Origin of the sequence: Desulfonatronum zhilinae (assembly GCF_900182865.1) — a bacterium.
In the GTDB taxonomy this organism is placed as follows: domain Bacteria; phylum Desulfobacterota; class Desulfovibrionia; order Desulfovibrionales; family Desulfonatronaceae; genus Desulfonatronum; species Desulfonatronum lacustre.
In genome coordinates this window covers 82,714-103,108 of sequence record NZ_FXUJ01000013.1, presented here as the reverse complement: position 1 = coordinate 103,108, position 20,395 = coordinate 82,714, and the positions used below count along the sequence as shown (strand labels likewise).

Annotated in this window: 19 protein-coding genes and 1 pseudogene; 6 read left to right on the top strand and 14 right to left on the bottom strand. The window is 59.7% G+C overall.

Features of this window, described 5'->3' with window-relative positions; all coding sequences use genetic code 11:
* Positions 1 to 40 precede the first annotated feature (40 nt).
* The 11 genes and pseudogenes from AC559A_RS11625 to AC559A_RS11575 form a co-directional block, all read right to left on the bottom strand.
* Entirely contained in the window at positions 41 to 703 is a 663-nt protein-coding gene (locus tag AC559A_RS11625) for a histidinol phosphate phosphatase domain-containing protein (RefSeq protein WP_498818043.1), read from the bottom strand.
* Between the two features lie 7 nt (positions 704 to 710).
* A complete protein-coding gene (locus AC559A_RS11620; RefSeq protein WP_028571275.1) occupies positions 711 to 1,205 on the bottom strand; it encodes a bifunctional nuclease family protein in 495 nt (164 codons plus the stop codon).
* The gene (gene miaB / locus AC559A_RS11615; RefSeq protein ID WP_498818042.1) at positions 1,202 to 2,566 is read right to left on the bottom strand and encodes a tRNA (N6-isopentenyl adenosine(37)-C2)-methylthiotransferase MiaB; all 1,365 of its coding nucleotides are present in this window, start codon (positions 2,564 to 2,566) and stop codon (positions 1,202 to 1,204) included. Before miaB ends, AC559A_RS11620 begins: the two co-directional genes overlap by 4 nt.
* A complete protein-coding gene (locus tag AC559A_RS11610; protein WP_498818041.1) occupies positions 2,563 to 3,165 on the bottom strand; it encodes an adenylyl-sulfate kinase in 603 nt (200 codons plus the stop codon). The genes miaB and AC559A_RS11610 overlap by 4 nt, the downstream gene beginning before the upstream one ends.
* Positions 3,166 to 3,168: 3 nt before the next feature.
* Positions 3,169 to 4,275 (bottom strand): phosphotransferase, encoded by a 1,107-nt coding sequence (locus tag AC559A_RS11605; RefSeq protein ID WP_498818040.1) that lies wholly within the window; start codon positions 4,273 to 4,275, stop codon positions 3,169 to 3,171.
* Between the two features lie 42 nt (positions 4,276 to 4,317).
* Positions 4,318 to 5,244 (bottom strand): carbohydrate kinase family protein, encoded by a 927-nt coding sequence (locus AC559A_RS11600; RefSeq protein WP_498818039.1) that lies wholly within the window; start codon positions 5,242 to 5,244, stop codon positions 4,318 to 4,320.
* A gap of 235 nt (positions 5,245 to 5,479) precedes the next feature.
* Entirely contained in the window at positions 5,480 to 5,956 is a 477-nt protein-coding gene (locus AC559A_RS11595) for a hypothetical protein (protein WP_498818038.1), read from the bottom strand.
* Complete coding sequence (locus tag AC559A_RS11590) at positions 5,953 to 6,249, bottom strand: nucleotidyltransferase domain-containing protein (protein ID WP_498818037.1); 297 nt, start codon at positions 6,247 to 6,249, stop codon at positions 5,953 to 5,955. The genes AC559A_RS11595 and AC559A_RS11590 overlap by 4 nt, the downstream gene beginning before the upstream one ends.
* A gap of 105 nt (positions 6,250 to 6,354) precedes the next feature.
* Positions 6,355 to 6,561: pseudogene (cutA, locus tag AC559A_RS11585) on the bottom strand (divalent-cation tolerance protein CutA); the annotation flags it as partial.
* Between the two features lie 47 nt (positions 6,562 to 6,608).
* Entirely contained in the window at positions 6,609 to 6,902 is a 294-nt protein-coding gene (locus AC559A_RS11580) for a hypothetical protein (RefSeq protein ID WP_498818036.1), read from the bottom strand.
* A gap of 490 nt (positions 6,903 to 7,392) precedes the next feature.
* On the bottom strand, positions 7,393 to 7,887 hold the full coding sequence (locus AC559A_RS11575; RefSeq protein ID WP_084031833.1) for a MarR family winged helix-turn-helix transcriptional regulator: 495 nt from the start codon (positions 7,885 to 7,887) through the stop codon (positions 7,393 to 7,395).
* 271 nt (positions 7,888 to 8,158) lie between these two features.
* Here AC559A_RS11575 and AC559A_RS11570 point away from each other — a divergent pair, with 271 nt between their 5' ends.
* From AC559A_RS11570 to AC559A_RS11550, 5 genes are all read left to right on the top strand, one after another.
* Positions 8,159 to 9,484: an OmpP1/FadL family transporter gene (locus AC559A_RS11570; RefSeq protein ID WP_498818035.1), complete on the top strand. Its 1,326-nt coding sequence runs from the start codon at positions 8,159 to 8,161 to the stop codon at positions 9,482 to 9,484.
* 203 nt (positions 9,485 to 9,687) lie between these two features.
* Positions 9,688 to 10,056, top strand: coding sequence for a response regulator (locus tag AC559A_RS11565; RefSeq protein ID WP_498818034.1), 369 nt, complete (start codon positions 9,688 to 9,690; stop codon positions 10,054 to 10,056).
* An 11-nt stretch (positions 10,057 to 10,067) separates the two neighbouring features.
* Complete coding sequence (locus tag AC559A_RS11560) at positions 10,068 to 10,691, top strand: chemotaxis protein CheC (protein ID WP_028571266.1); 624 nt, start codon at positions 10,068 to 10,070, stop codon at positions 10,689 to 10,691.
* 21 nt (positions 10,692 to 10,712) lie between these two features.
* Positions 10,713 to 12,884 (top strand): PAS domain-containing hybrid sensor histidine kinase/response regulator, encoded by a 2,172-nt coding sequence (locus tag AC559A_RS11555; RefSeq protein WP_498818033.1) that lies wholly within the window; start codon positions 10,713 to 10,715, stop codon positions 12,882 to 12,884.
* 293 nt (positions 12,885 to 13,177) lie between these two features.
* Positions 13,178 to 15,898 (top strand): hybrid sensor histidine kinase/response regulator, encoded by a 2,721-nt coding sequence (locus AC559A_RS11550; RefSeq protein ID WP_498818032.1) that lies wholly within the window; start codon positions 13,178 to 13,180, stop codon positions 15,896 to 15,898.
* A 17-nt stretch (positions 15,899 to 15,915) separates the two neighbouring features.
* Here the strand turns inward: AC559A_RS11550 and rnk are convergent, their stop codons facing one another.
* Positions 15,916 to 16,329, bottom strand: coding sequence for a nucleoside diphosphate kinase regulator (gene rnk, locus AC559A_RS11545; protein ID WP_498818031.1), 414 nt, complete (start codon positions 16,327 to 16,329; stop codon positions 15,916 to 15,918).
* 375 nt (positions 16,330 to 16,704) lie between these two features.
* Between rnk and AC559A_RS11540 the strand changes: the two genes are divergently transcribed.
* Positions 16,705 to 18,297 (top strand): FMN-binding glutamate synthase family protein, encoded by a 1,593-nt coding sequence (locus tag AC559A_RS11540; RefSeq protein WP_498818030.1) that lies wholly within the window; start codon positions 16,705 to 16,707, stop codon positions 18,295 to 18,297.
* Between the two features lie 93 nt (positions 18,298 to 18,390).
* Here the strand turns inward: AC559A_RS11540 and AC559A_RS11535 are convergent, their stop codons facing one another.
* Together AC559A_RS11535 and AC559A_RS11530 are read right to left on the bottom strand one after the other, a co-directional pair.
* The gene (locus tag AC559A_RS11535) at positions 18,391 to 18,774 is read right to left on the bottom strand and encodes a response regulator (RefSeq protein WP_498818029.1); all 384 of its coding nucleotides are present in this window, start codon (positions 18,772 to 18,774) and stop codon (positions 18,391 to 18,393) included.
* 36 nt (positions 18,775 to 18,810) lie between these two features.
* The gene (locus tag AC559A_RS11530; protein ID WP_498818028.1) at positions 18,811 to 20,307 is read right to left on the bottom strand and encodes a sigma-54 interaction domain-containing protein; all 1,497 of its coding nucleotides are present in this window, start codon (positions 20,305 to 20,307) and stop codon (positions 18,811 to 18,813) included.
* Positions 20,308 to 20,395 lie beyond the last annotated feature (88 nt).

Here is a 20,395-nt window from a genome sequence, read left to right as displayed (position 1 = left end):
GTTCAGGGGTTCAACGGTTCACGGTTCAGGGGTTGAGCCCTCATCCCTCTCCCTTCCGCCTTCCCCTGTCCACCAAGGCCCACGAATTGGCCTCGGCTTGCAGATATTCGTCCTGGGTCAGGCCGGCACCCAGGGCGACGCGGCGGCGCTGGTCGCGGGAGATCAGATCCCCAGGGGCGTGGGCGTCGTTGTTGATCACCAGTTTCGCGCCGAAACGGCGGGCCATGGCCGCCACGTGGCCGTTGGTCAGGCTGTGGCCCTTGCGGGTGGTGATTTCCAGGTGCACGCCCCGCTCGGCGGCCAGTTGGGCCTCCTCGGGGGTAATCAATCCGGGGTGGGCCAGGATGTCCACTCCGGCTTCGATGGCCGCCAGATTCGTGCCCAGTTCCACGGGTTCGACAATGGTTTCGCCGTGGACGACCACCAGTTCGGCCCCGTTCATCCGGGCCAAATCCGCCAAGCGGGCGATCAATCCGGGAGGAACGTGGGTCAATTCCACGCCCAGCAGGATGTCCAGCCCAAGGTACGTCGCGCCCTGGGCGGCCACGCGGCCCACGTTTTCCAAGACCAGAAACAGATTGCTGGCATCCACGTGATCGGTGAAGGCCATGGCCTGGTACCCGGCGGCCTTGGCCCGTCGGGCCAGTTCCGTGGGCAGCAGGGCTCCGTCGCTGAACAGGGTGTGGGTGTGCAGATCAATCATAAGCGGATCACATTTTGTATTTGGTGTCGTCAATAGTGTATTTTTCCAGGATCTCATTCCATTGCTGGGCGTCCTCGGTCTTCAGGACCGCCTGGTACCGGTTTTCGCGCACCTCCACGATATGGGCCAAAACCTCCTCGCTGACTCGGATCGGCACCTGGGCCCGCAAGCCCAGGGCGATGGCGTCCGAGGGTCGGGAATCGATCCGCTTCAATGACTCTCCCTGAAGCACCTCGATTTCCGCGAAATAGGTGTTGTCGTGCAGCCGGACCACGTCCACGTTGCGCACCTCGCCGCCCAGAGCCTCGATGGCCTGGAGCAGCAGATCATGGGTCATGGGGCGGGGCAGACGAACATCGTTGAGGACCATGGAGATGGCCACGGCTTCCATGGCCCCGATCCAGATGGGCAGAACCTGTTTATCCGACTTGTCCTTGAGGATCAGCACCGGAACCTGACTGTCCTCGTCCAGGGCCAGTCCGTAGATGTGCATTTCAATCATCCGTCCTCCTCCATGCATCCCCACAGCGAATGCTTTTTGGCCTCCCGAATCCGCACCGGAACGACGCTCCCGATCAAATCCCGCGGAACTCCCGACGTTACGGGAAAATTCACGGTCTGCCCGAATTCATCTCGCCCGCGACAGCTCGGGAGGTCTTCCGACGTTTTCTTGCTCTCGCCTTCCACCAGTACCTCGACCCGGCTGCCGACCATCCCGCGCAGCCACTGCTCGGACAGTTCGGCCTGCACGTCCTGCAGCTCCCGCAACCGTTCGGCCTTCACGTCCCGGTCCAGTTTGCCGTCCATGTTCGCGGCCCTGGTTCCGGGACGGTCCGAATAGACAAAAGAAAAACTGCTCGCAAAGCCCACGTGGCGCATGGCGTCCAGGGTGTGCTGGAAATCCCGATCCGTTTCGCCGGGAAAGCCGACGATCAGGTCCGTGGTCAGGGCTATTTCCGGGCGAGCCCGACGCAATCCCTCAACCAAGTCGAGATAGCGGTCAAGTGTATATTTTCGGCCCATGGCCCGCAATACCGCATCCGAACCCGACTGAAGAGGCAGATGCAGGTGGGGGCACAGGTTCGGGTGACGACCGAACGCGTCGATGGTTGCCGGAGACAGATCCTTGGGGTGGGAAGTGGTGAAACGCAGTCGCCGCAGCCCGGGCAGGGAGGCGATGGCCTCCAGCAAGGCCGGAAACCCAGGTTCTCCAGCTGTCTCCGCACCCTTCGAATCCAGCCCATAACTGTTCACGTTCTGGCCCAGCAGGGTGATCTCCCGTACACCCCGGTCCACCAGACCCCGACATTCGTCGAGAATCGACCCGCTGGACCTGGAGCGCTGGCGGCCCCTGGTCAGCGGGACGATGCAGTAGGCGCAAAAATTATCACACCCCTGCATGATGGTGACGTAGGCCTGGCGTTGGACGTTTTGCCCGGGCAGGGCCGCATCACGCTCGGGGAAGGACTCCGTGAAGTCCAGGAGGCTGAGTCGCAAACCGGGTTCGCGGATCAAACGGGCCAGGGCGTCAGGGACCATGGGCAGTCCGTCCGGACCGAAAACGAGCCGAACGTATGGAAACCGCGCGAAAAAGGCCTCCCCCACCTGCTGGGCCACGCAACCGCCCACGGCCACCAGCAGTTCGGGGTTGCGCAGCCACAGGTCTCGCAGTCGGCCCAAATGGCTGTAGACCTTCTGCTCCGGCTTCTCCCGCACGCTGCACGTGTTCAGAACCAGGACGTCGGCGTCGATCTCCGTGCCCTGCCCCCAACCCAGGCCTTCCAAAGACCGGGCGAGCCACTGGGAATCATGGACGTTCATCTGACAACCGAAGGTCGTGATGTGAAATCGCGGAGCGCTCATGAGAACCATTTCTCCAAAAATCGCAACACCTGATCCCTGGCCTGGTCAATGGTCGAGACCGCGCCGTCCACCACGCACTCCGCGTCGGGGTTTTCCTCAAAGGGCACGTCCACTCCGATCACCTGCCCCAAGCCGGGATGTTCGCGACCGGTGCGTTGTCGATCCAGAGCCTTTTCATACAACCCGGCCATGACCAGCCCTTCGGGCCGTTCCCGTTCCCGGGCCATGGCCACGTCCAGGGGGCAACGGATAAAGACTTCCGCAAATCGCCGAATCCGTTTTCGAGCCGTGGTCCGCACCGCTAAACGATGAGCCGTGCCGTCCATGAGCACGCCATGGCCCTGGGCGACCAGGTCCGCGGCTTCCTGGATAAAACGCTCGTAGGCCTGAATGCGTTCTTCGGGGGAATAGGACGGGGTCGGAAAGTAGGTCTTGCGACGAGCGTCCATTTCCAGATGAATGACCGAGGCCCCGCGCTCTTCCAATGCGCGGCCCACCGCCTTGGCCAGGGTGCTCTTTCCGCAGCCGGGCAGCCCGGTGAACCACACGGCCCAACCGTCAGGAAGCGCAATGGTCATGGAATCCTTGGAATCGGGCACGATTCAGTCCATATAGTCGTTGATCCGGTCATAGGCGAACCGCTCGTCGGCCAGGACATTTTCCATGAATCGGAACAACCCGAGGCGCACGTCCAAAGGGTGGCCGGGGTACCATTCCGGCGAGGCGATGACCAGGGCGCGAAAGACATGGAACGGGGCGATGACTTCCAGGATTTCCCGATCATTGGTCCGTTCCAGATAGGTGTCCCAGAAGGTCCGGTACAGCCGTTCGAAATCTCCGGAAAGCCGGGGTTGGCCGTACAGGCCGAAGAGCAGGTAGTTGCAGCTCATGGTCGAAACGTCGTCCGCTCCGTCGCCCCACTCGCCCCGGCTGCGGTCCAGGACCCGGAAGTCGCCGTCGGGCAGGATCAATACGTTCCAGGGATGAAAATCTCCGTGCACCGCGACCAGACGGTGCGCATAGCCGCGCAGCTTCCAGCGCCAGTCCACCAGTCGTCGTTCCAGGGCCTGGAAGCGCTCCGGCGTAAAGTGCTCATAGGGGTGTGGATAAGAGTCCACCAGCCCGAAAATACACTCCGACGCGCCGATCAGATTCCGGATCCGTCGCCAGTACAGGTCGGGATCATCCTTCTTTTGGCCATGCACCCCGGCCAGCCATAGAGCAAAGGCTTTGACCTTGGTCAGGTCCTCACGTTCCAGCCCGGTTCGGCGAATCCGCTCCAGGTCCCGGTAATAGTCGTAGCCCTGGACCATCTCGTTGACCATGAAGAATTCCTGGGGGGCCCGCACCGGAATCATCGCTCCGTCACTGTTCACGTAGCCCAGCCCCAAGGGACGGACATGCTTGTCCATCAGTCCCCCGGCCTCGTACTGGAACATCAGGATCGCGGCCCGATCCCAATAAAACTGGTGCCCGTACTTGTCCCCGCGCATGGTGGAAAGCACCGCCTCCCTGGTCTCTCCGCCCTGCTCGAAGCGGATGTACACCGGCTTGCCGTACCCGAAGTCCTTCATGCCTTGGGTTCCCTGTGCACCCATTTCCCGCGCTTCCAGGAGCTGGGCGTCCGGGCCGAACTGATCCCGCAGATACTGCCGCAAATAATCCAGATGCATCTGCAGGGCCGGGCGTTTCTGATTGCGCATGGGCATGGGAACCTCCCGTGGAATCTCGCTTGCCGTGTAGGAAAATGATCAGAAGTTTTCCGCGTACCTGGCCCAGAACTCCTCCACTGTGAAGTGGTGCTCCTGGGTGCCGTGATGTTCCACGGCGTAGGCCGCGCTGGTCAGGGCGACCTTGGCGGCCTCGGTCACGTCCCGGCCCTCCACCAAGCCCTTGATCAGCCCGGCCCGGAAGCAATCTCCGGCGCCGGTGGGATCGACCACCTTGGCGACTTTGGCCGCGGCCAGCCGGGTTTCTTCACCGGGCCTGAGCACCATGCAACCCTGCTCGCCCAGGGTGGTGATGATGGTCTTGGCCCGGGTAAGCAGCTGGGCCCGATCCGCCCCGGTGTTCTTCATGATCATCTCCAATTCGTAGTCGTTGGAAATGAGGATCTCCGCGCCGGTGAGCATCTCCAGCATTTGCTCGCCGGAAAAGGCCGGGATGTTCTGGCCCGGATCGAAAATGTAGCGCACGCCTTTTTCACGGTAGATCCGGCTGTACCCGGCCATGTCCTGAAGGTTGCCCGGAGCGACCACGGCCAGGGTGTCCTGAGGGACCACATTGGAGAAATCATACTCCGAGGAATGATTCATGGCCGCGGGGTTGAATCCGGTAATCTGGTTGTCGGACTGGTCCGTGGTGATATAGGCCGAGGCGGTCAGCTCGTCCGGAATGACACGGATGCCCGTTTGATCCATCTCCAGCTTCTCCAGCCACTGGACGTAGTTGCCAAAATCCTTGTCGCCCACCGAGGCCAGAATCCGGGGTTTCTCGCCCAGCAGACGCAGGGTGTAGGCAATGTTCCCGGCCGTGCCCCCAAATTTCTCGTTCACGCCGTTGACCAGAAAACAGACGTTCAAAATATGAATCTTGTCCGGCATAATGTGATCGGCAAAGCGGCCGGGAAAGGGCATGATGCGGTCATAGGCGATGGACCCGGAAACGAGAATTTGCATGGTTGCCTCGTGGTACGTGTTAAGTGGTGAACTAAAAAAAACACCAACGCCCTGGCGCGGTGATCCTGATGACGACGACACTGATCTTAATTGACCATTTTACCCCGCCCGCGCTTTATCGAGAGTGGCAGGAGGCATGTCATAATGGTGGGACAGGCATCTTGCCTGTCCGTGCAAACACGGATTCCTGCACCACCCAAATTCACAAACGGTACTTCAGCAACAGCCATATCCCTTACCGACCGCTTCGGTTTTTCATATAGCTTTTGATGCTTCCGTATGTCTCGATGAGATCCCAGACCGTTTTCATCAAGGCATTCAAGGCTTCAACCCGATCGCCGATATCGCCCGGATACTCATGAGCGAGGTCGTTGCGCAACTCTCTCCAGGAGGTCCATTCCGCGCGGGAGGGAATCAGCTCCAGGCGCTCCAAGCGATTCAAGATATCGATGAACGGTTTCGCCTCAACCTGCTCGCCAAGAAGAATCAAGGTCAGGGGAAACAGTTTTTCGCCGACGACATCCTGGAGCTTGGTATACCGATACACGAGCTGGTCGAGATAGGTGATGTCGTCCGCGCTCAAATCATCATAACCGGAGGGACTCAACGGGAAAAAACGCTGAACATGGTTATGGGCGTGCCGGATGCGGTCAATATGCAGATCGCACTCCGCGACAACGGTACGCCAGCGTTCCAGATGCAGTCCTTTCACAGCTCAATCCCCGTGGCCAGGGCCTGTTGCACGATGCCGCGGGCGTCCGTGGTGTCGGCCAGAACGACATCGATTTTTTGGTCGCCGATGGCGTGTTTTAGAGCCGCGCGAAACTGAAGCTTCCTTTTGTATTGATCCGCCACCGGTTCATTGAGTTGAATCAGCAGATCAATATCGCCGCCGCGTTTGCAATCGTCCACCCGTGAACCAAACAGGATAACGCTGCTCGAGGTTCCGAAAAACTGCTTGGCCAACTGAGAAATGGTGGCTTGTTCTCGTGGAGATAAGCGCATGGCTTACGCGAGTATAAAGCTCTACCTAACAGCGGAAGCGGTTTCCCGGCCGATCCAGTCGAGGAAGGGTTGGTGGCCGTCGGTGAGGGGCCAGGAGACGATGCAGGGGCAGTCGTAAGAGTGGACGGCCCGAACCCGTTCGGCCAGGGCGGGCAGTAGTTCGGCTCTGGTCTTGGCCAGGACCACCACTTCGCCGCTTTCCTCCACCTTTCCTTCCCACCAATAAAGGGATTGCATGCGGTCCAGAATGTTCACGCAGGCCGCCAGGCGGTTGGAAATCAGCTCGCGGGCGACGGTTTTGGCCTGGCCCATGGATTCCGCGGTCATGTAGACCATGATCGGCTGCATGGTCGCCTCCTCTACATGCCGGACAAATGATCCAGCACGGCGTTGCGTTCGGCGTCGTCGAGCAGGTCGACGCGCTTGCCCTGCATCCGCTCCACGGTCCGCTCCCACCAGGCCCGGTCCTGACCGACGCGGCGTTCCACGCGCACCAGGTCATGGCATTGCGTACAACGCTCCTTGACCAGGACCGCGCCGTCCAGCGCCTGGCCCAAAGCTTCACTTGGTGTTTTGGGGGATACGGCAGCCACAGCGGCGATCAATACAAAGCCAGCCATGGACAATCCAAGGATCGCTCTGAGTCTGTTCATTTGGTTTCTCCTTAGCATTGCGAATCGACGTTTTGAAAAACGACGCACACAGGCTCACCGACCAAGATCGTCATGCACAGTCGCATCTGAATCAAGAATTCGAGAACCGCAAATCAGGCTATGAGCTTTCGGAAAAGAAAGCAACGTGGGCCATGCGAGGCACAGGGCAGATTTGTTCTCGCACTACGGGCGCTCTAAATCGGTATCGAAATCGAAATCGTGATCGAAATCGATTTCTGGTAACTTTCCGATTTCGATAGCGATTTCGATTTCGATGATTGCTGGCCCACCCTGGAGTTTCCCCTTGAACATACTGCAATCTACCGCTCTGAAATTATAGAGATTTTGCAGAGTACAAAATAGCCCTGACGAGAGGCAAGGATACCCAGCCTCGCCACGGAAAGTCCATGGAGAAAAGGGATGGTTCCCCGCGAAGGGATGATAGGTCGATAATCTGCATTCATAAATAGGGGCCCGGCGCGCCGTGCCCCTACTCGAACGTCGCCGCGGATGGTTCGGCCTTGGGGGCGTCGTTCAGATTGGAGTAGATCAGCGACAAGACGTCCTTGAACTCTCTGATTTGCTTTTCACTCAGGCCGCGATAGGCTTGTTCGGCCAGTTGCCCGGCGACGCCCAAGATCCCCTCGCGCAGGGCCCGGCCTTCGGCGGTCAGGAATATCCGGCTGCATCGGCGATCGTGCTCGTCGCGTTGGCGCACCACCAACTGACGGCGTTCCAGGCCGTCGAGGATGCGAGTCATGTTGGTCATGTCCTTAAAGGTGGTCGAGGCCAGTTCACGCTGCACTCCGCCTTCGTGGCTCCAAAGCCGCCACAGGACCACGCACTGCTCCGGCGTCACGGAATAGCCTTGCTCTTCCAGCAAACGGTGAAACTCCCTTTTAATGCGCAGCGCCGCCCTGTTGACCAGAAATCCGGGAGAGTCCTCCAAGTCCATGTGCAACATCTTCTCCATCCATGCAGCCATTTAGTTGCCACTCCAATTATTGGTTGACTTTTTCCAGACCCGACAACATAGGCAGGCCTGTTGATGTATAGGCCGGGATCACCGCGTTCTGAAAGCTTGATGAACGATCGCGGACGTGCCCTGCTTCGCCTCCAGCTCCGTCGAATACCATTTTTTTCCTCCAGGGGAAAAAAGGTCCAGCGGCACGGGAGCACTGCTCGGCGAAACAAGCATTGGGCCCAGCCGCGGCGATGATCCATTTCCAGAATTGGCAACCGCAACAGGAGGACGTATGGCACGCACCGATGATTCGCAACGCTTCGGCATCACTCGAAGCCGCGCCCGTGGAGGGTACGGGGGACGCTCCCTTGGGATATCCAAATTTTTAGCCCTCGGTCTTGTCCTGATTATGGGACTGCTCGGCGTCGGTCCGGCCTACGGGGCGGGCTTCGCCCTGTACGAATTCGGGGCCAGGGGGACATCCATGGGGGGAACCATGATCGGGCGGGCGGACGACCCTTCGGCCGTGGCCTACAATCCCGCGGGAATCACTCAGCTTGAAGGGACCCAGACCATGGTCGGCTTCTCCCTGGTGATGCCCGAAGGAGATATTGAAACTCCCGGCGACACCACCAGCATCAAGAGCAACACCTGGATCCCGCCTCATGCCTACGTTACCCGCCAGATGAGCGACAGAATCTGGCTGGGCCTCGGCGTATACAACAGATTCGGTCTGGGAACCGAGTTCCCGGACGGTTGGCCGGGTGAGTACAATAACCTTTTTACACGTGTCAAATCGCTCTCTTTCAACCCGAACCTGGCCTACAAACTGACTGACTCCGTGTCGGTGGCCGTGGGCGCGGAGGTGATGTGGTTCGATTTTTACCAGAAGCGCATGGTCGGCCAGGCCTTGGGAGGGATGCGCGCCGAACTCGAGGGTGACTCCTGGGGCGTCGGCGGGAACATCGCCCTGCATTACAAGCCCAACGACACCTGGGCTCTGGGCCTGACCTACAAAAGCCGGGTCAAGCAGACCATCAAGGGCGATGCCACGTTCAAACGCAACCCCGCAGCCATGGCCCTGGGCTACTTCAACAACACCTCCGCCGAAGGCGACCTCACCCTGCCCGACTCCTTCGGGCTCGGCGTCATGTTCCGGCCTATTGAAAGGCTGAGCCTGGAAGCCAACGCCATCTACACCCTCTGGAGCACCTACGACAAGCTGGAAATCACTTACGGCAACGCCCTGACCCCGGGATCGCCCATGGGCGACAACAAGGTCTCCTCGGCCCAGAAAAATTGGAACGACGTCTGGCGTTTTCAGTTCGGCGCGGAATACGACCTGACCGACTTGATCAAACTGCGGCTCGGCTACGTCTACGACCAGATCCCGGACGACGACGAATACGCCGACTACATGACCCCCACCAACGACCGGAACATCATCACCACCGGCCTCGGTTTGGCCTGGGACAACCTCAGCCTGGACTTCTCCTATTCGTACCTCTGGTTCGGCGATCGCAGCATCAAAGGCCGGCCGGCCGACGGCGTACTGGACAGCACGTTCAAGGATGGGCGCACCCACCTGATCGGAACGAGTCTGAGCTACCGCTTCTAATCCCGCCCGCTTCACGGGCCCGGCGCATCCCCTCGCGCCGGGCCCTATTCTCCGCCTCCCCCGCGCAACAAGCCATTCGTTCCCCGCCATTCTTGACCTTGGCCGCGATCCCTGCAAAAGATGTTTTGTTGCGGCTTCACGGTGTTCCTCGAACCAAACCGTGATCCGTTGCACCACTAAACCATGAACGAATGGGAGCCCCCATGCCGAAAGTGCTTATTGCCGACGACTCCATGTTTCAACGTTCTGCTTTGACCAAGGCGGTCAAGAGCCTCGGACACGAAGTGATCGAGGCCAAAAACGGCCGGGAATGCCTGGACGCCGTGGCCGAACACGCCCCGGACGTGGTCCTGCTGGACCTGAACATGCCCGTACTCAACGGCTTCGAGGTTCTGGAAGCGTTGCAAACCCAGGGATCCACCGTTCCCGTGGTGGTCATCTCCGCTGACATTCAGGAAAGTTCCAGGGACCGTTGCCGGAAGCTGGGCGCCAGGGATATTCTGAGCAAGCCCTTCCCGGCTCAAAAGCTGGCAGCGCTGCTCACCGAGTTGACCGGCGCGTCGCCGAGCTAGGGAGGTTTTCGATGGGCCAACTCACCTCGAATCAACTGGACGTCCTTCAGGAGCTGATCAACATCGGCGTGGGCCATGCAGCGGGCACCTTGAACCAGATGAGCGGCCAGCACGTCAGCCTGTTCGCTCCGGAAGTGATCGTCGTTCCCATCGAAAAGATGCTTTCCGGCGAGATCATCGACGCCACGCAAAAAGTCACGGCCATCAAACTCAGCTTCAGTGGAAAATTCTCCGGCATGGCCTCGTTGATGTTCCCCCCGGAAAGCGCCAACAAGCTGATCACCATCATCCTCGGCGAAGAGCCCGTGGCCGAAGACATGGACATGATGCGCATGGGCGTGCTGCAGGAGGTGGGCAACATCGTCCTCAACGGCGTCATGGGCTCCATCGGCAACCTGCTCATGGAGCATATCGAATACCTGCCCCCGGATTATTACGAAACCAGTTTCGCCGACCTGCTGCTCAGCGACGGTCCACGCGACAACATGCTTCTGCTGGCCAAGACCAACTTCGTCCTGGAGGAACGCCTGATCCAGGGAGACATCCTGGTCATGTTCCGCTTGCGAACCTTCGACAGTCTGCTGGCGGCCCTGAACAGAATCATGGCCGAGCAGGGAATGCCCCTGGACGGCTGAGCCCACCGGATATCCATTGTCATGGACAACGCCACGACCGCCAGCGCGGACGCCGACCGATTCAGGATTCTCGACCACATCCCCCTGGGCGTTCTGGTCCTGGACGCCGACTACCGCGTCGTCTTCTGGAACAAATGCCTGGCGTACTGGACCGGACTGGGGGAAACGGGAATCACTGGTCGAGACATCCGGGAATTCTATCCCTTGTTTACCGAGAAGCGCTTCTCCACCCGCATTGAGTCGGTCCTGCGCGGCGGCCCGCCGATCATTTTTTCCTCCCACATCCACAAATATCTGATCCCGGCCAAGCTTCCGGACGGTTCGCACCGGCTTCAGCACGTCACCATCAGCCCCATGCGCGGACCGGACAACGTTTTTCAGGCCATGTTCATGATCCAGGACGTCACCGAGGTGAACACCCGGCTGATCCAGCGCAAACAGGCCGAGGACGAGCTGCGCCGCGTCCTGGCCCAGTTGGAAGCGACCAACGCCAAGTTGGAGGAATCCAGAGCCCAAGCCGTGCGCATGGCCGAGCAAGCCCAGGAAGCCAACGCGGCCAAGAGCATCTTTCTGGCCAACATGAGCCATGAAATCCGCACCCCCATGAGCGGGATACTCGGCGCCCTGGACATGCTCTCCAGCGATGAAAGGGACCCGGAAAAGCTGACGCTGTTGCGGATGACCACGGATTCCGCCCAGTCCCTGCTGCAAATCATCAACGACATCCTGGACCTGTCCAAGGTCGAGGCCGGAAAGCTGGAACTGCGTCCTGAAAACGTGGCCTTGGAACCGCTCATGGAGCGCTGCAGGCACCTCTACTCCTTTCCGGCCCAAGCCAAGAACCTGGAACTCCGGCTGGAGATGGGGCCCAACCTGCCCCAAACGTCGTGCCTCGACCCCACCCGTTTGGAGCAGGTACTCCGCAACTTACTGGACAATGCCGTCAAATTCACCACCCAGGGCCGGATCACCTTCGGCGTGGAACGCATCGACGCCCCCGACCTCGGCCCGGCCCTGCGCTTCCAGGTCCGAGACACCGGAATCGGCATTGCCGCCACAACCGGGGAATGTCTGTTTCAGCCTTTTTCCCAAGCCGACAGTTCCTACGCGAAAACCTACGGGGGCACCGGACTGGGGCTGTCCCTGTGTCGACGTTTAGTGGAGCTGATGGGTGGGACCATGTTTTTCCAGAGCACCGTCGGACAGGGCAGTACGTTTTCCTTTGTCATTCCTTTACATGACGCCGCGTTCCCGGCGTCAGAACCACCTTCCAGCGAACCTCCGCCCCTCTCGGCTTGCGACATGGCGCAAACAGCATCGCCTTCCCCCACGACCACCGCAAAAACGGCTGACTCGCCTGATGCGCACCCCTCGGCCCACATCCTGGTTGCCGAGGACGTGGACCTCAACCAGCAATACCTCGCCTTCATTTTGGGGCAGCATGGATACAGCTTCGACGTGGTTTCCAGCGGAGTCGAGGCCGTTCGAGCCTTCCAGGGCAGAGCCTACGACATCATTCTCATGGACATCCAGATGCCGGAAATGGACGGTCTGGAAGCCACGACCCGTATCCGCGACCTGGAACGGGATCGAGGCATGCCGCGTACGCCGATTATCGCCCTCACCGCCTACGTGCTGCCCGAGGAGCGGAAATCCTTCTTGAGCAAGGGCCTGGACGGCTTCTCGCCCAAGCCGATCCAGGGCGACCAGCTGCATGCCGAAATCCAGCGCTTGCTGACGGCACGGTCCGCCGAGACGCGCCTTTTCACTTTTTCAACCTCCCCCAGCGAATCTCCGCGGACACCGTCGGTTCCCGATTCCGAGCCCGTTCCCGATCCCTGCATTGATTCGCGACCGGTGTTCAATCTTCAGGACGTCAAGTCACGATTTCTGGGCAACGACAAACTGTGGCAAAAAATTGTCTTGCGCTTTAGCCAGGAAGAGCTGCCCGAATACCAGGAGCACATCATCCCCCTTCTCCACGGCCCGGACCTTCAGGAAACGGCCCGGCTGGCCCACAAGATCAAAGGAGCGCTGGCTACGCTCTGCGCCGACCCGGCCCGGGACGCAGCCCTGGTCGTGGAAACGGCGGCGAAAAGTGGAAATGTTCTGGAAACGCAAAACGGTTTGCATATGCTCCTCGCGGAGTTGAAACGCATCCCTGAGGCCCCGGAAACCGCAAAACGAGCATAACCATAAAAAAATAGTATCTACTCAGCACATTTTGTGTCCGCTCTTGCTCCGACAATCGGGGACGGGGTCGGCGCTTCGCTATCGGAGCAGGTATCGGAACAGGAAGAATTTAGAACGCCTCCCAGCGTTTTCGATTCCGATCCCGATTCCGACTCCGACTCCGACTCCGGCAACAGCATTACTCTGTGCTGAGTAGATACAAATTTATCAGCATTGTCGCATAGCCGCACCGGCCTTCACCCTGCTGCATCCCATCTGAAATAATGACGAACGAAAGAAAATCTCCTTGCGTCGTGTTGGTCAACGACGACCAGGCCCAACTGACGATCATGACCAACCTGCTACGCGGTGAGGGGCTGCGGGTCCGTCCCTTCTCCTCGGCCGAGGAGGCTTTGCAAGGCATGGCCGCCGACCCTCCGCCGGATTTGATCCTCACCGACCTGTACATGCCCCTGATAGACGGATGGCGGTTCTGCCGTCTGTTGCGCTCCCCCACTTACCAGGAGTTCAATACCGTCCCGCTGATGGTGGCTTCGGCTACCTTCTCGGGCGAGGAAGCCGCGCGGGTCACCGCTGAAACCGGGGCCGACGCCTTCGAACCCATCCCCCTGAATATTCCCCACTTTCTGAAAACGGTCCGCGACCTGCTCCGAGGACACAAGCAACCGCTGGACCGCTTGGTCCTGATCATCGAAGACAGCCGCTCCATGGCTCTCTTGTTGCAAAGCGAGTTCGCCGCCCAGGGATACCGGGCCCATGTGGCCCTGACCGCGGCCGAAGGCCGTGATCTGTTTCACAAACTGCCCTTCGAACTGGTAATCCTGGACTACCATTTGCCCGACCAGCTCGGCGACTCGGTCCTGGAAGAATTCATGAGCCTTCGGCCGGAAACGGTGTGCATCGTGATCACCAGCGATTCCAAACCGGAAATCGCCTTGAAATGCATTCGCAAAGGCGCCGCGGCCTATGTGCGCAAGCCCTTCAGCCCGGACTACCTTATTGATCTCTGCGCCAAGGCTCGAAGGGAACGGGCTTTGTTACGGGTCGAGGAACGCCTGGAGGAACGCACCCAGGAGCTGCGCAAAAGCGAAGCCCGCTACCGGTCCGTGCTGGAAAACATACTGGACGTCTACTATCGAACAGACGCTCAGGGGAACATCATTCTGGTCAGCCCGTCGGCCCTCCCAATGTTCGGCTGCTCCAGCCTGGAGGAAATCATTGGTCGCCCGGCGGCCTCGTTTTATCTGCACCCGGAGGAACGGCAAGGACTGCTGCTGGCCCTGAAACGTCAGGGCGAGGTTCTGGATTACGAGGTCACCCTGAAACGCCGGGACGGCGCCCCGGTCTTCGTTTCCACCAACAGCCGACTGTACACCGACGGCGAAGGCCACATACTCGGTGTGGAAGGGACGTTTCGAAACATCACGAAGCGCAAACAAGCCGAGGCCGCCCAGGCCAGGGCCGAGAGCAAATACAAGGAGCTCTTCGACAACGCGCCGGTGGCCGTCTTTCAGTCCACGCCGGATGGACGATTCCTGCGGGTCAACCCGATGTACGCCGAGCTTGTCGGCTACGACTCACCGCAAGAGATGCTGAACGCGATCACGGACATCGCGGCCCAGCTCTACGTCGATCCCGCGGATCGGGATGCCTACAAGCAGGAACTGGAACGCCACGATATGGTCAAGAACTACCAGGTGCGGCTGAAACGCCGCGACGGGACGCCGCTTTGGGTTTCCATGAACACCAAGGCCGTCCGGGACCGGGATGGAACCCTGATTTCCTACGACGGCTTTCTCAGCGACATTACCCAGGAAAAGGAGCTGGAGGAGCAGTTGCGCCAAGCCCAGAAGATCGAGGCCTTGGGTACCCTGGCCGGAGGCATGGCTCACGACTTCAACAACATCCTCCAGGCAGTGGGCGGCATGGCCCAGCTCATGCTGGGCCGAAAAACCAAACAGGACGAAGACTACCTGGGTCTGCTGAGCATCCGCAAGGCCTGCAACCGGGGCGCGGAGCTGATCCGCCAGCTCCTGGCGTACAGCAGGAAGACTCCAGGCGACCACCGGTCCATGGACCTGAACCGGGAAATCACGGAAGCGGTAGCCATTCTCCAGCGGACCATCCCCAAGATGATCGACATCCGCGTCCACCTGGCCCCGGACTTGAGGCCGATCCTGGCCGACCCGCTTCAAATCGAGCAGATCATTCTCAACCTCGGCACCAATGCCGCCGATGCCATGGCCGGAGTCGGCGCCCTGACGATCACCACCCTGAACATCCCGGATGAAGACGGCCCCCCGTCATCCCCGACGAATGTGGTCCGCCTATTGGTCACGGACACCGGTACCGGCATGGACCAAGACACGGCCCAGAAAATTTTCGATCCCTTCTTCACCACCAAGGAGGTGGACAAAGGTACCGGACTGGGGCTGGCCTCGGTCTACGGCACGGTCCAAAGCCACGGAGGCCGCATCACCTGCATCAGCACGCCGGGCAGCGGAACAACCTTTGTCATCGACTTCCCGGCCACGGACCACCCCCCGGACCCCTCTCAGATGTTCCCGGACGAACCAATCCCCGCTCCGCCAAAATCCTTCCATCAATTTGACGACCAGGACAGCGCCGACTCCACTCAAATCAGAATTCTCGTCGTGGACGACGACGATCTGGTCAGGGAAACCACCGTGGAAGGTCTGCGGCTGCAAGGATACGCAGTGGAGGAGGCCTCTCGCGGGGAGCAAGCCTTGGACCGAATTCAGGCCGACCCCGAAGCGTTCCATCTCGTGGTCCTGGATCTGAACATGCCGGGCATGGGCGGTCTGAAAACCCTGAATGTCCTGTTGAAGCTGAACCCGAAGCTCCGGGTCCTGATCGTCAGCGGCTATGTTGCCGACGGCTATGGCTCCAGCGTCCTGGCCACCGGGGCCGCGGGATTCCTGGGCAAGCCCTTCCAGCTTCAGACCCTGACGGAAACGGTGCGCGAGATACTTTCGCAAGGCGCTTCCGAGTAACCAGCCGCTTTGATTCGCTACATGCGATAATCTCCGGAACGCTCGGGCTGGTAGATCACGTCCACGATGGAAACCCGCATCATCCCGCCGCCGGGTCGCGGCCATTCGATTTCATCCCCCTGGGTCAAACCCAACAACGCACTACCCACCGGGGCCAGAATGGATATCTTTTGCCCCTGGGAATCCTCGCTGCCCGGATAGACCAAGGTCATGACGAACTCCTCCCCGGAGGGTTCCACCCGAAACTTCACGGTGGAATTCATGGTCACCACTGTCCCGGGAACCTCCTCCGGCGCGACGATCTCGGCCCGCTCCAGTTCCGCCTCCAGTTCGGCCATGCTTGGAAACGAGTTCGATGAAAGGGAGTCCAGCAACGTCTCCAGTCGCTTGGCATCCACTGACGACACGATGATATTTGGTTTTTTCCGCACGACTTCCTCTCGTTGATCAGAATGGGTGTTGTACGCAGGCAAAGGTCATCAAGCCCATATTTCTGAAAAAGGCAAGCCGAAGGAGACTTCCTCTCCCCCTTGCCCAGGCAGATTTGTTCCCTGGCCGTAGGCGCTCTGGATCGAAATCGAAATCGCTATCGAAATCGGAAAGATACCAGAAATCGATTTCGATCACGATTTCGGTGTTTTCTAGTCCACCCAAGGCGTTATCCCCTGGACACCCATCATCCTACGAATCTGAAATTATAGCGATTTTTCCGAGAACAAAATGGCCCTGCCCCCTTGCCTTTCCTCCCTACAATAATGTAGTCAATCCGGGCTTGTCCGCACTAATGTCTTTTTTCGGAGGAAAACATGAACCTGAACAAACCCAATGCCAACGAAGCCACCCAGAGCTTCAACCGCTCCAAGAGCGTCGTGGCCATGAGCGGGATCTGTACCCGCTGCGTGGACGGTTGCCGGGGCAATTGTGAAATCTTCAAGTCCACGTTTCGCGGCCGCGAAGTGATCTATCCCGGACCGTTCGGCAAGGTCACGGCCGGCGGGGACAAGGACTATCCCCTGGACTATTCCCATCTGAACATCCAGGGCTACGCCATGGGCGCCAAGGGCATGCCCGAAGGCGTGGAGCCCGGACCGGATACGGCCCTGTTTCCCAAGGTGGACACCCGCACCGAATACGGCTGGAACTCCAAGACCGCCATGGAAGTGCCGATTTTCACCGGAGCGCTGGGTTCCACGGAAATCGCCCGGGCCAACTGGGAGCATTTCGCCATGGGCGCGGCCATCAGCGGCATCAGCCTGGTCTGCGGCGAGAACGTCTGCGGCATCGACCCCGGCTTGGAGCTGAACAGCCAAAACATGGTCGTCAAGTCCCCGGAAATGGACCGGCGCATCGATGTTTATCGCCGCTATCACCGCGGATTCGGCGAGATGCTGGTCCAGATGAACGTGGAGGACGGCCGACTCGGCGTGGCCGAATACCTGATCGACAAGCACGGCCAGGAGTCCATCGAACTGAAATGGGGTCAGGGCGCCAAGTCCATCGGCGGCGAGATCATGGTCCACAGCCTGGAACGGGCTCTGGAACTGCAACGCCGGGGCTACATCGTCACCCCGGACCCATCCGACCCGGTCAATCAGGCGGCCTTCAACTCCGGCGGCATCAAGGAGTTCGAGCGGCACAGTCGGCTGGGCTTCATTTCCGAGGAGTCCTTCATGGCCGAGGTCCAGCGGTTGCGAAAGCTGGGCTACAAGCGGATCACCCTGAAGACCGGGGCCTACGGCATGCGCGAACTGGCCCTGGCCATGCGCTGGAGCAGCAAGGCGGAAATCGATCTGCTGACCATCGACGGCGCACCCGGCGGCACGGGCATGAGCCCCTGGCGGATGATGGCCGAATGGGGCGTGCCCAGCCTGTACCTGCACACGGCGGCCTACAAATTCGCCAGGCACCTGGAAGGACGCGGTCTGCGCGTGCCCGACCTGGCCTTTGCCGGAGCCTTTTCCAGCGAGGACGGCATTTTCAAGGCATTGGCCCTGGGCGCTCCGTACACCAAGGCGGTCTGCATGGGCCGGGCCCTGATGATCCCGGGCATGGTGGGCAAGAACATCGCCAAATGGATGATCGAAAAGGATCTGCCCAAGACCGTCTCGGCCTACGGGACCACCCCGGAGGAAATCTTCACCGACTATTCCAAGGTCAAGGACCTGGTGGGCGCCGACGAAATGCCCAACATCCCCCTGGGCGCGGTGGGCATCTACAGCTACTGCGACCGGATCAGGGTCGGCCTGCAACAACTCATGGCCGGAGCCCGCTGCTTCAACCTCCCGTCCATCACCCGCAACGAACTGATGTCCCTGACCGAGGAATGCGCCAAACTCACCGGCATCCCCTACGTCATGGACGCGTATCTGGATGAGGCCATGGAGATTTTGAACAGCTGAGAAACGCTTCCTCCAAAACGAAACACAAAAGGGCGCACCACGGTGCGCCCTTTGCCCCCCTCTTCACCACTATTACCATGTCTTCACAATGTGCTACCCCTCCCGCAACCGCTTCCGCTCCACCGCCTGCCGGACTTTTTGGAGCAGTTCGTCCAGTTTGGCGGGTTTCATCAGGTAGTCGAAGGCTCCGAGTTCCATGCCTCGGATTCCGGACTCCACGGAGGCATGTCCGGTGAGCATGATCACCTCCACCAGGGGCCAGCGGCCCTTGATTTCCTGGAGCAGGTTCAGGCCGTCCCGGCCTGGCATCTTCACGTCCAGGACCACTACGTCCATTTCGAGGCGTTGGAGCAGTTCCAGGGCCTCGTCTCCTCCGGCGGCCCCGTGTACGTCGTAACCGCGGTGTTTCAAACGCTTGATGATGGTGGATAAAAAATCCGCCTCGTCGTCCACCAGCAGCATTCTGACGTTTTCCATGCCTTTGTTCTCCTTACGAGTGGCCGCTTCAGCGCTTCAGGTATCCAGCCCCAACAGCTTCATTTTCCGCCACAAAGTGCTCCGCCCCCAGCCCAGTGCGTCCGCGGCTTGGCCGCGCTTGCCCTTGGCCTGCCGCAACGCTTCCAGGATCATCTGCTTTTCCATGTCCTTCCAGGTCGAGCCCATTGAGACGCCCAGTGGAACGCTCGGTGGATCGGTCGGTATGGAAGAATTTCCTCGCTCTTGCCCTGTTTCATCCCATAAATGATCGTTCGGGCCGGGTCGAGCCTCGTCGAGGAAGTTTTGTTGGCTCTTGCGAGCAGCGACCAGGCTGGAGGAGAATTCGGGCTCGGGACGTCCTTCCCGAAGCAGGTAGTCCGGCAGATGGGCGCGCTGGACCGTTTCCGTGAAACAGAAGGTCGCGGCATATTCCACGATATTCTTCAACTCCCGGACATTACCCGGATAATCGTAGTCCAGCAGAACGTCCAGGGCTTCCTGGGAAAACCCCGAGATGGTCTTGTTGGCCTGCATGGCAAAGGTGCGCAGGAACTGGTCCAGAAGCCGCCGCACGTCGCCCTCGCGTTCGCGCAGCGGCGGCAGATGGATGCGGATCACGTTCAGCCGAAAAAGCAGGTCGCTGCGGAATTGTCCGGAACGGACCATTGTTTCCAGATCTCGAAGGGTCGCGGCGACGATTCGGACGTTGACCTTGGTTCCCTGGCCGCTGCCCAAAGGAAAAACGGTCTTGTCGTCCAGAAAGGTCAAAAGCTTGGTTTGCAACCCCAGTGGCAGATCCCCGATTTCCGTAAGGAACAAGGTGCCGTTGTGAGCCAGCTTGAACCGTCCGGGCTTGCTTTCCGTGGCTCCGGTAAAGGCTCCTTTTTGATGGCCGAACAGTTCGGATTCCAGAAGCGTTTCCGGCAGGGCCCCGCAGTTGACCTTGATGAACGCGCCCTTGGCCCGGTCCGAGGCCAGATGGATGGCTTCCGCGATGATGTCCTTTCCTGTCCCGGTCTCCCCGGTGATCAGCACGGAGGAGTCCGTCTGCCCGATCATGGGCAGGATCTGGAAGATGCGCTCCATTTGGGGACTGTTTCCGATCAGGTGTCCGAAGCGGGCGGCATGCTCGGCCTTCCAGGACCATTCTCCTGAGTGTCGGATGTTTTCAACGGTTTCCAGATACCCACAGCACCCACCCCCTACGTCCGTCAACGGAGTCACGGTGATCCGAACCGGAATTTTCTTGCGATCCCGGTTGACGACGTTTCCATCCAGACAACAGGGCGCCGTCTCCTGGTCAAACCGCTCCCGTTCCACCGGACAGTTCTCAATGCACACCGCGTTGCGCAAAATATGCGCGCAACGGATTCCGCGGGCATCCAGTCGATCAAAACCGGTCAACGCTTCCATGGCCCGGTTCACGGCCACGATCCGTCGCTCCCGATCCAAAATCATCGCTCCCAGCGGAATTTCATCCAACAATCCCTGAAACGAAACCGCCCGGGAAAACAACCCATGTATTTCAGACAAATCAAGACTCCATGAATAACAAGACAGGGCAATTTTGTTCTCAATCCCTACCCGCTACTTGAATCGGTATCGAAATCGAAATCGTCAT

Bases quoted from the DNA above. Each gene is read 5' to 3' on its own strand.
- AC559A_RS11625 (WP_498818043.1), bottom strand. From the start codon at position 703: ATGATTGATCTGCACACCCACACCCTGTTCAGCGACGGAGCCCTGCTG.
- AC559A_RS11620 (WP_028571275.1), bottom strand. From the start codon at position 1,205: ATGATTGAAATGCACATCTACGGACTGGCCCTGGACGAGGACAGTCAG.
- miaB (WP_498818042.1), bottom strand. From the start codon at position 2,566: ATGAGCGCTCCGCGATTTCACATCACGACCTTCGGTTGTCAGATGAAC.
- AC559A_RS11605 (WP_498818040.1), bottom strand. From the start codon at position 4,275: ATGCCCATGCGCAATCAGAAACGCCCGGCCCTGCAGATGCATCTGGAT.
- AC559A_RS11600 (WP_498818039.1), bottom strand. From the start codon at position 5,244: ATGCAAATTCTCGTTTCCGGGTCCATCGCCTATGACCGCATCATGCCC.
- AC559A_RS11590 (WP_498818037.1), bottom strand. From the start codon at position 6,249: ATGCGCTTATCTCCACGAGAACAAGCCACCATTTCTCAGTTGGCCAAG.
- AC559A_RS11580 (WP_498818036.1), bottom strand. From the start codon at position 6,902: ATGAACAGACTCAGAGCGATCCTTGGATTGTCCATGGCTGGCTTTGTA.
- AC559A_RS11575 (WP_084031833.1), bottom strand. From the start codon at position 7,887: ATGGCTGCATGGATGGAGAAGATGTTGCACATGGACTTGGAGGACTCT.
- AC559A_RS11570 (WP_498818035.1), top strand. From the start codon at position 8,159: ATGGCACGCACCGATGATTCGCAACGCTTCGGCATCACTCGAAGCCGC.
- AC559A_RS11565 (WP_498818034.1), top strand. From the start codon at position 9,688: ATGCCGAAAGTGCTTATTGCCGACGACTCCATGTTTCAACGTTCTGCT.
- AC559A_RS11560 (WP_028571266.1), top strand. From the start codon at position 10,068: ATGGGCCAACTCACCTCGAATCAACTGGACGTCCTTCAGGAGCTGATC.
- AC559A_RS11555 (WP_498818033.1), top strand. From the start codon at position 10,713: ATGGACAACGCCACGACCGCCAGCGCGGACGCCGACCGATTCAGGATT.
- AC559A_RS11540 (WP_498818030.1), top strand. From the start codon at position 16,705: ATGAACCTGAACAAACCCAATGCCAACGAAGCCACCCAGAGCTTCAAC.
- AC559A_RS11535 (WP_498818029.1), bottom strand. From the start codon at position 18,774: ATGGAAAACGTCAGAATGCTGCTGGTGGACGACGAGGCGGATTTTTTA.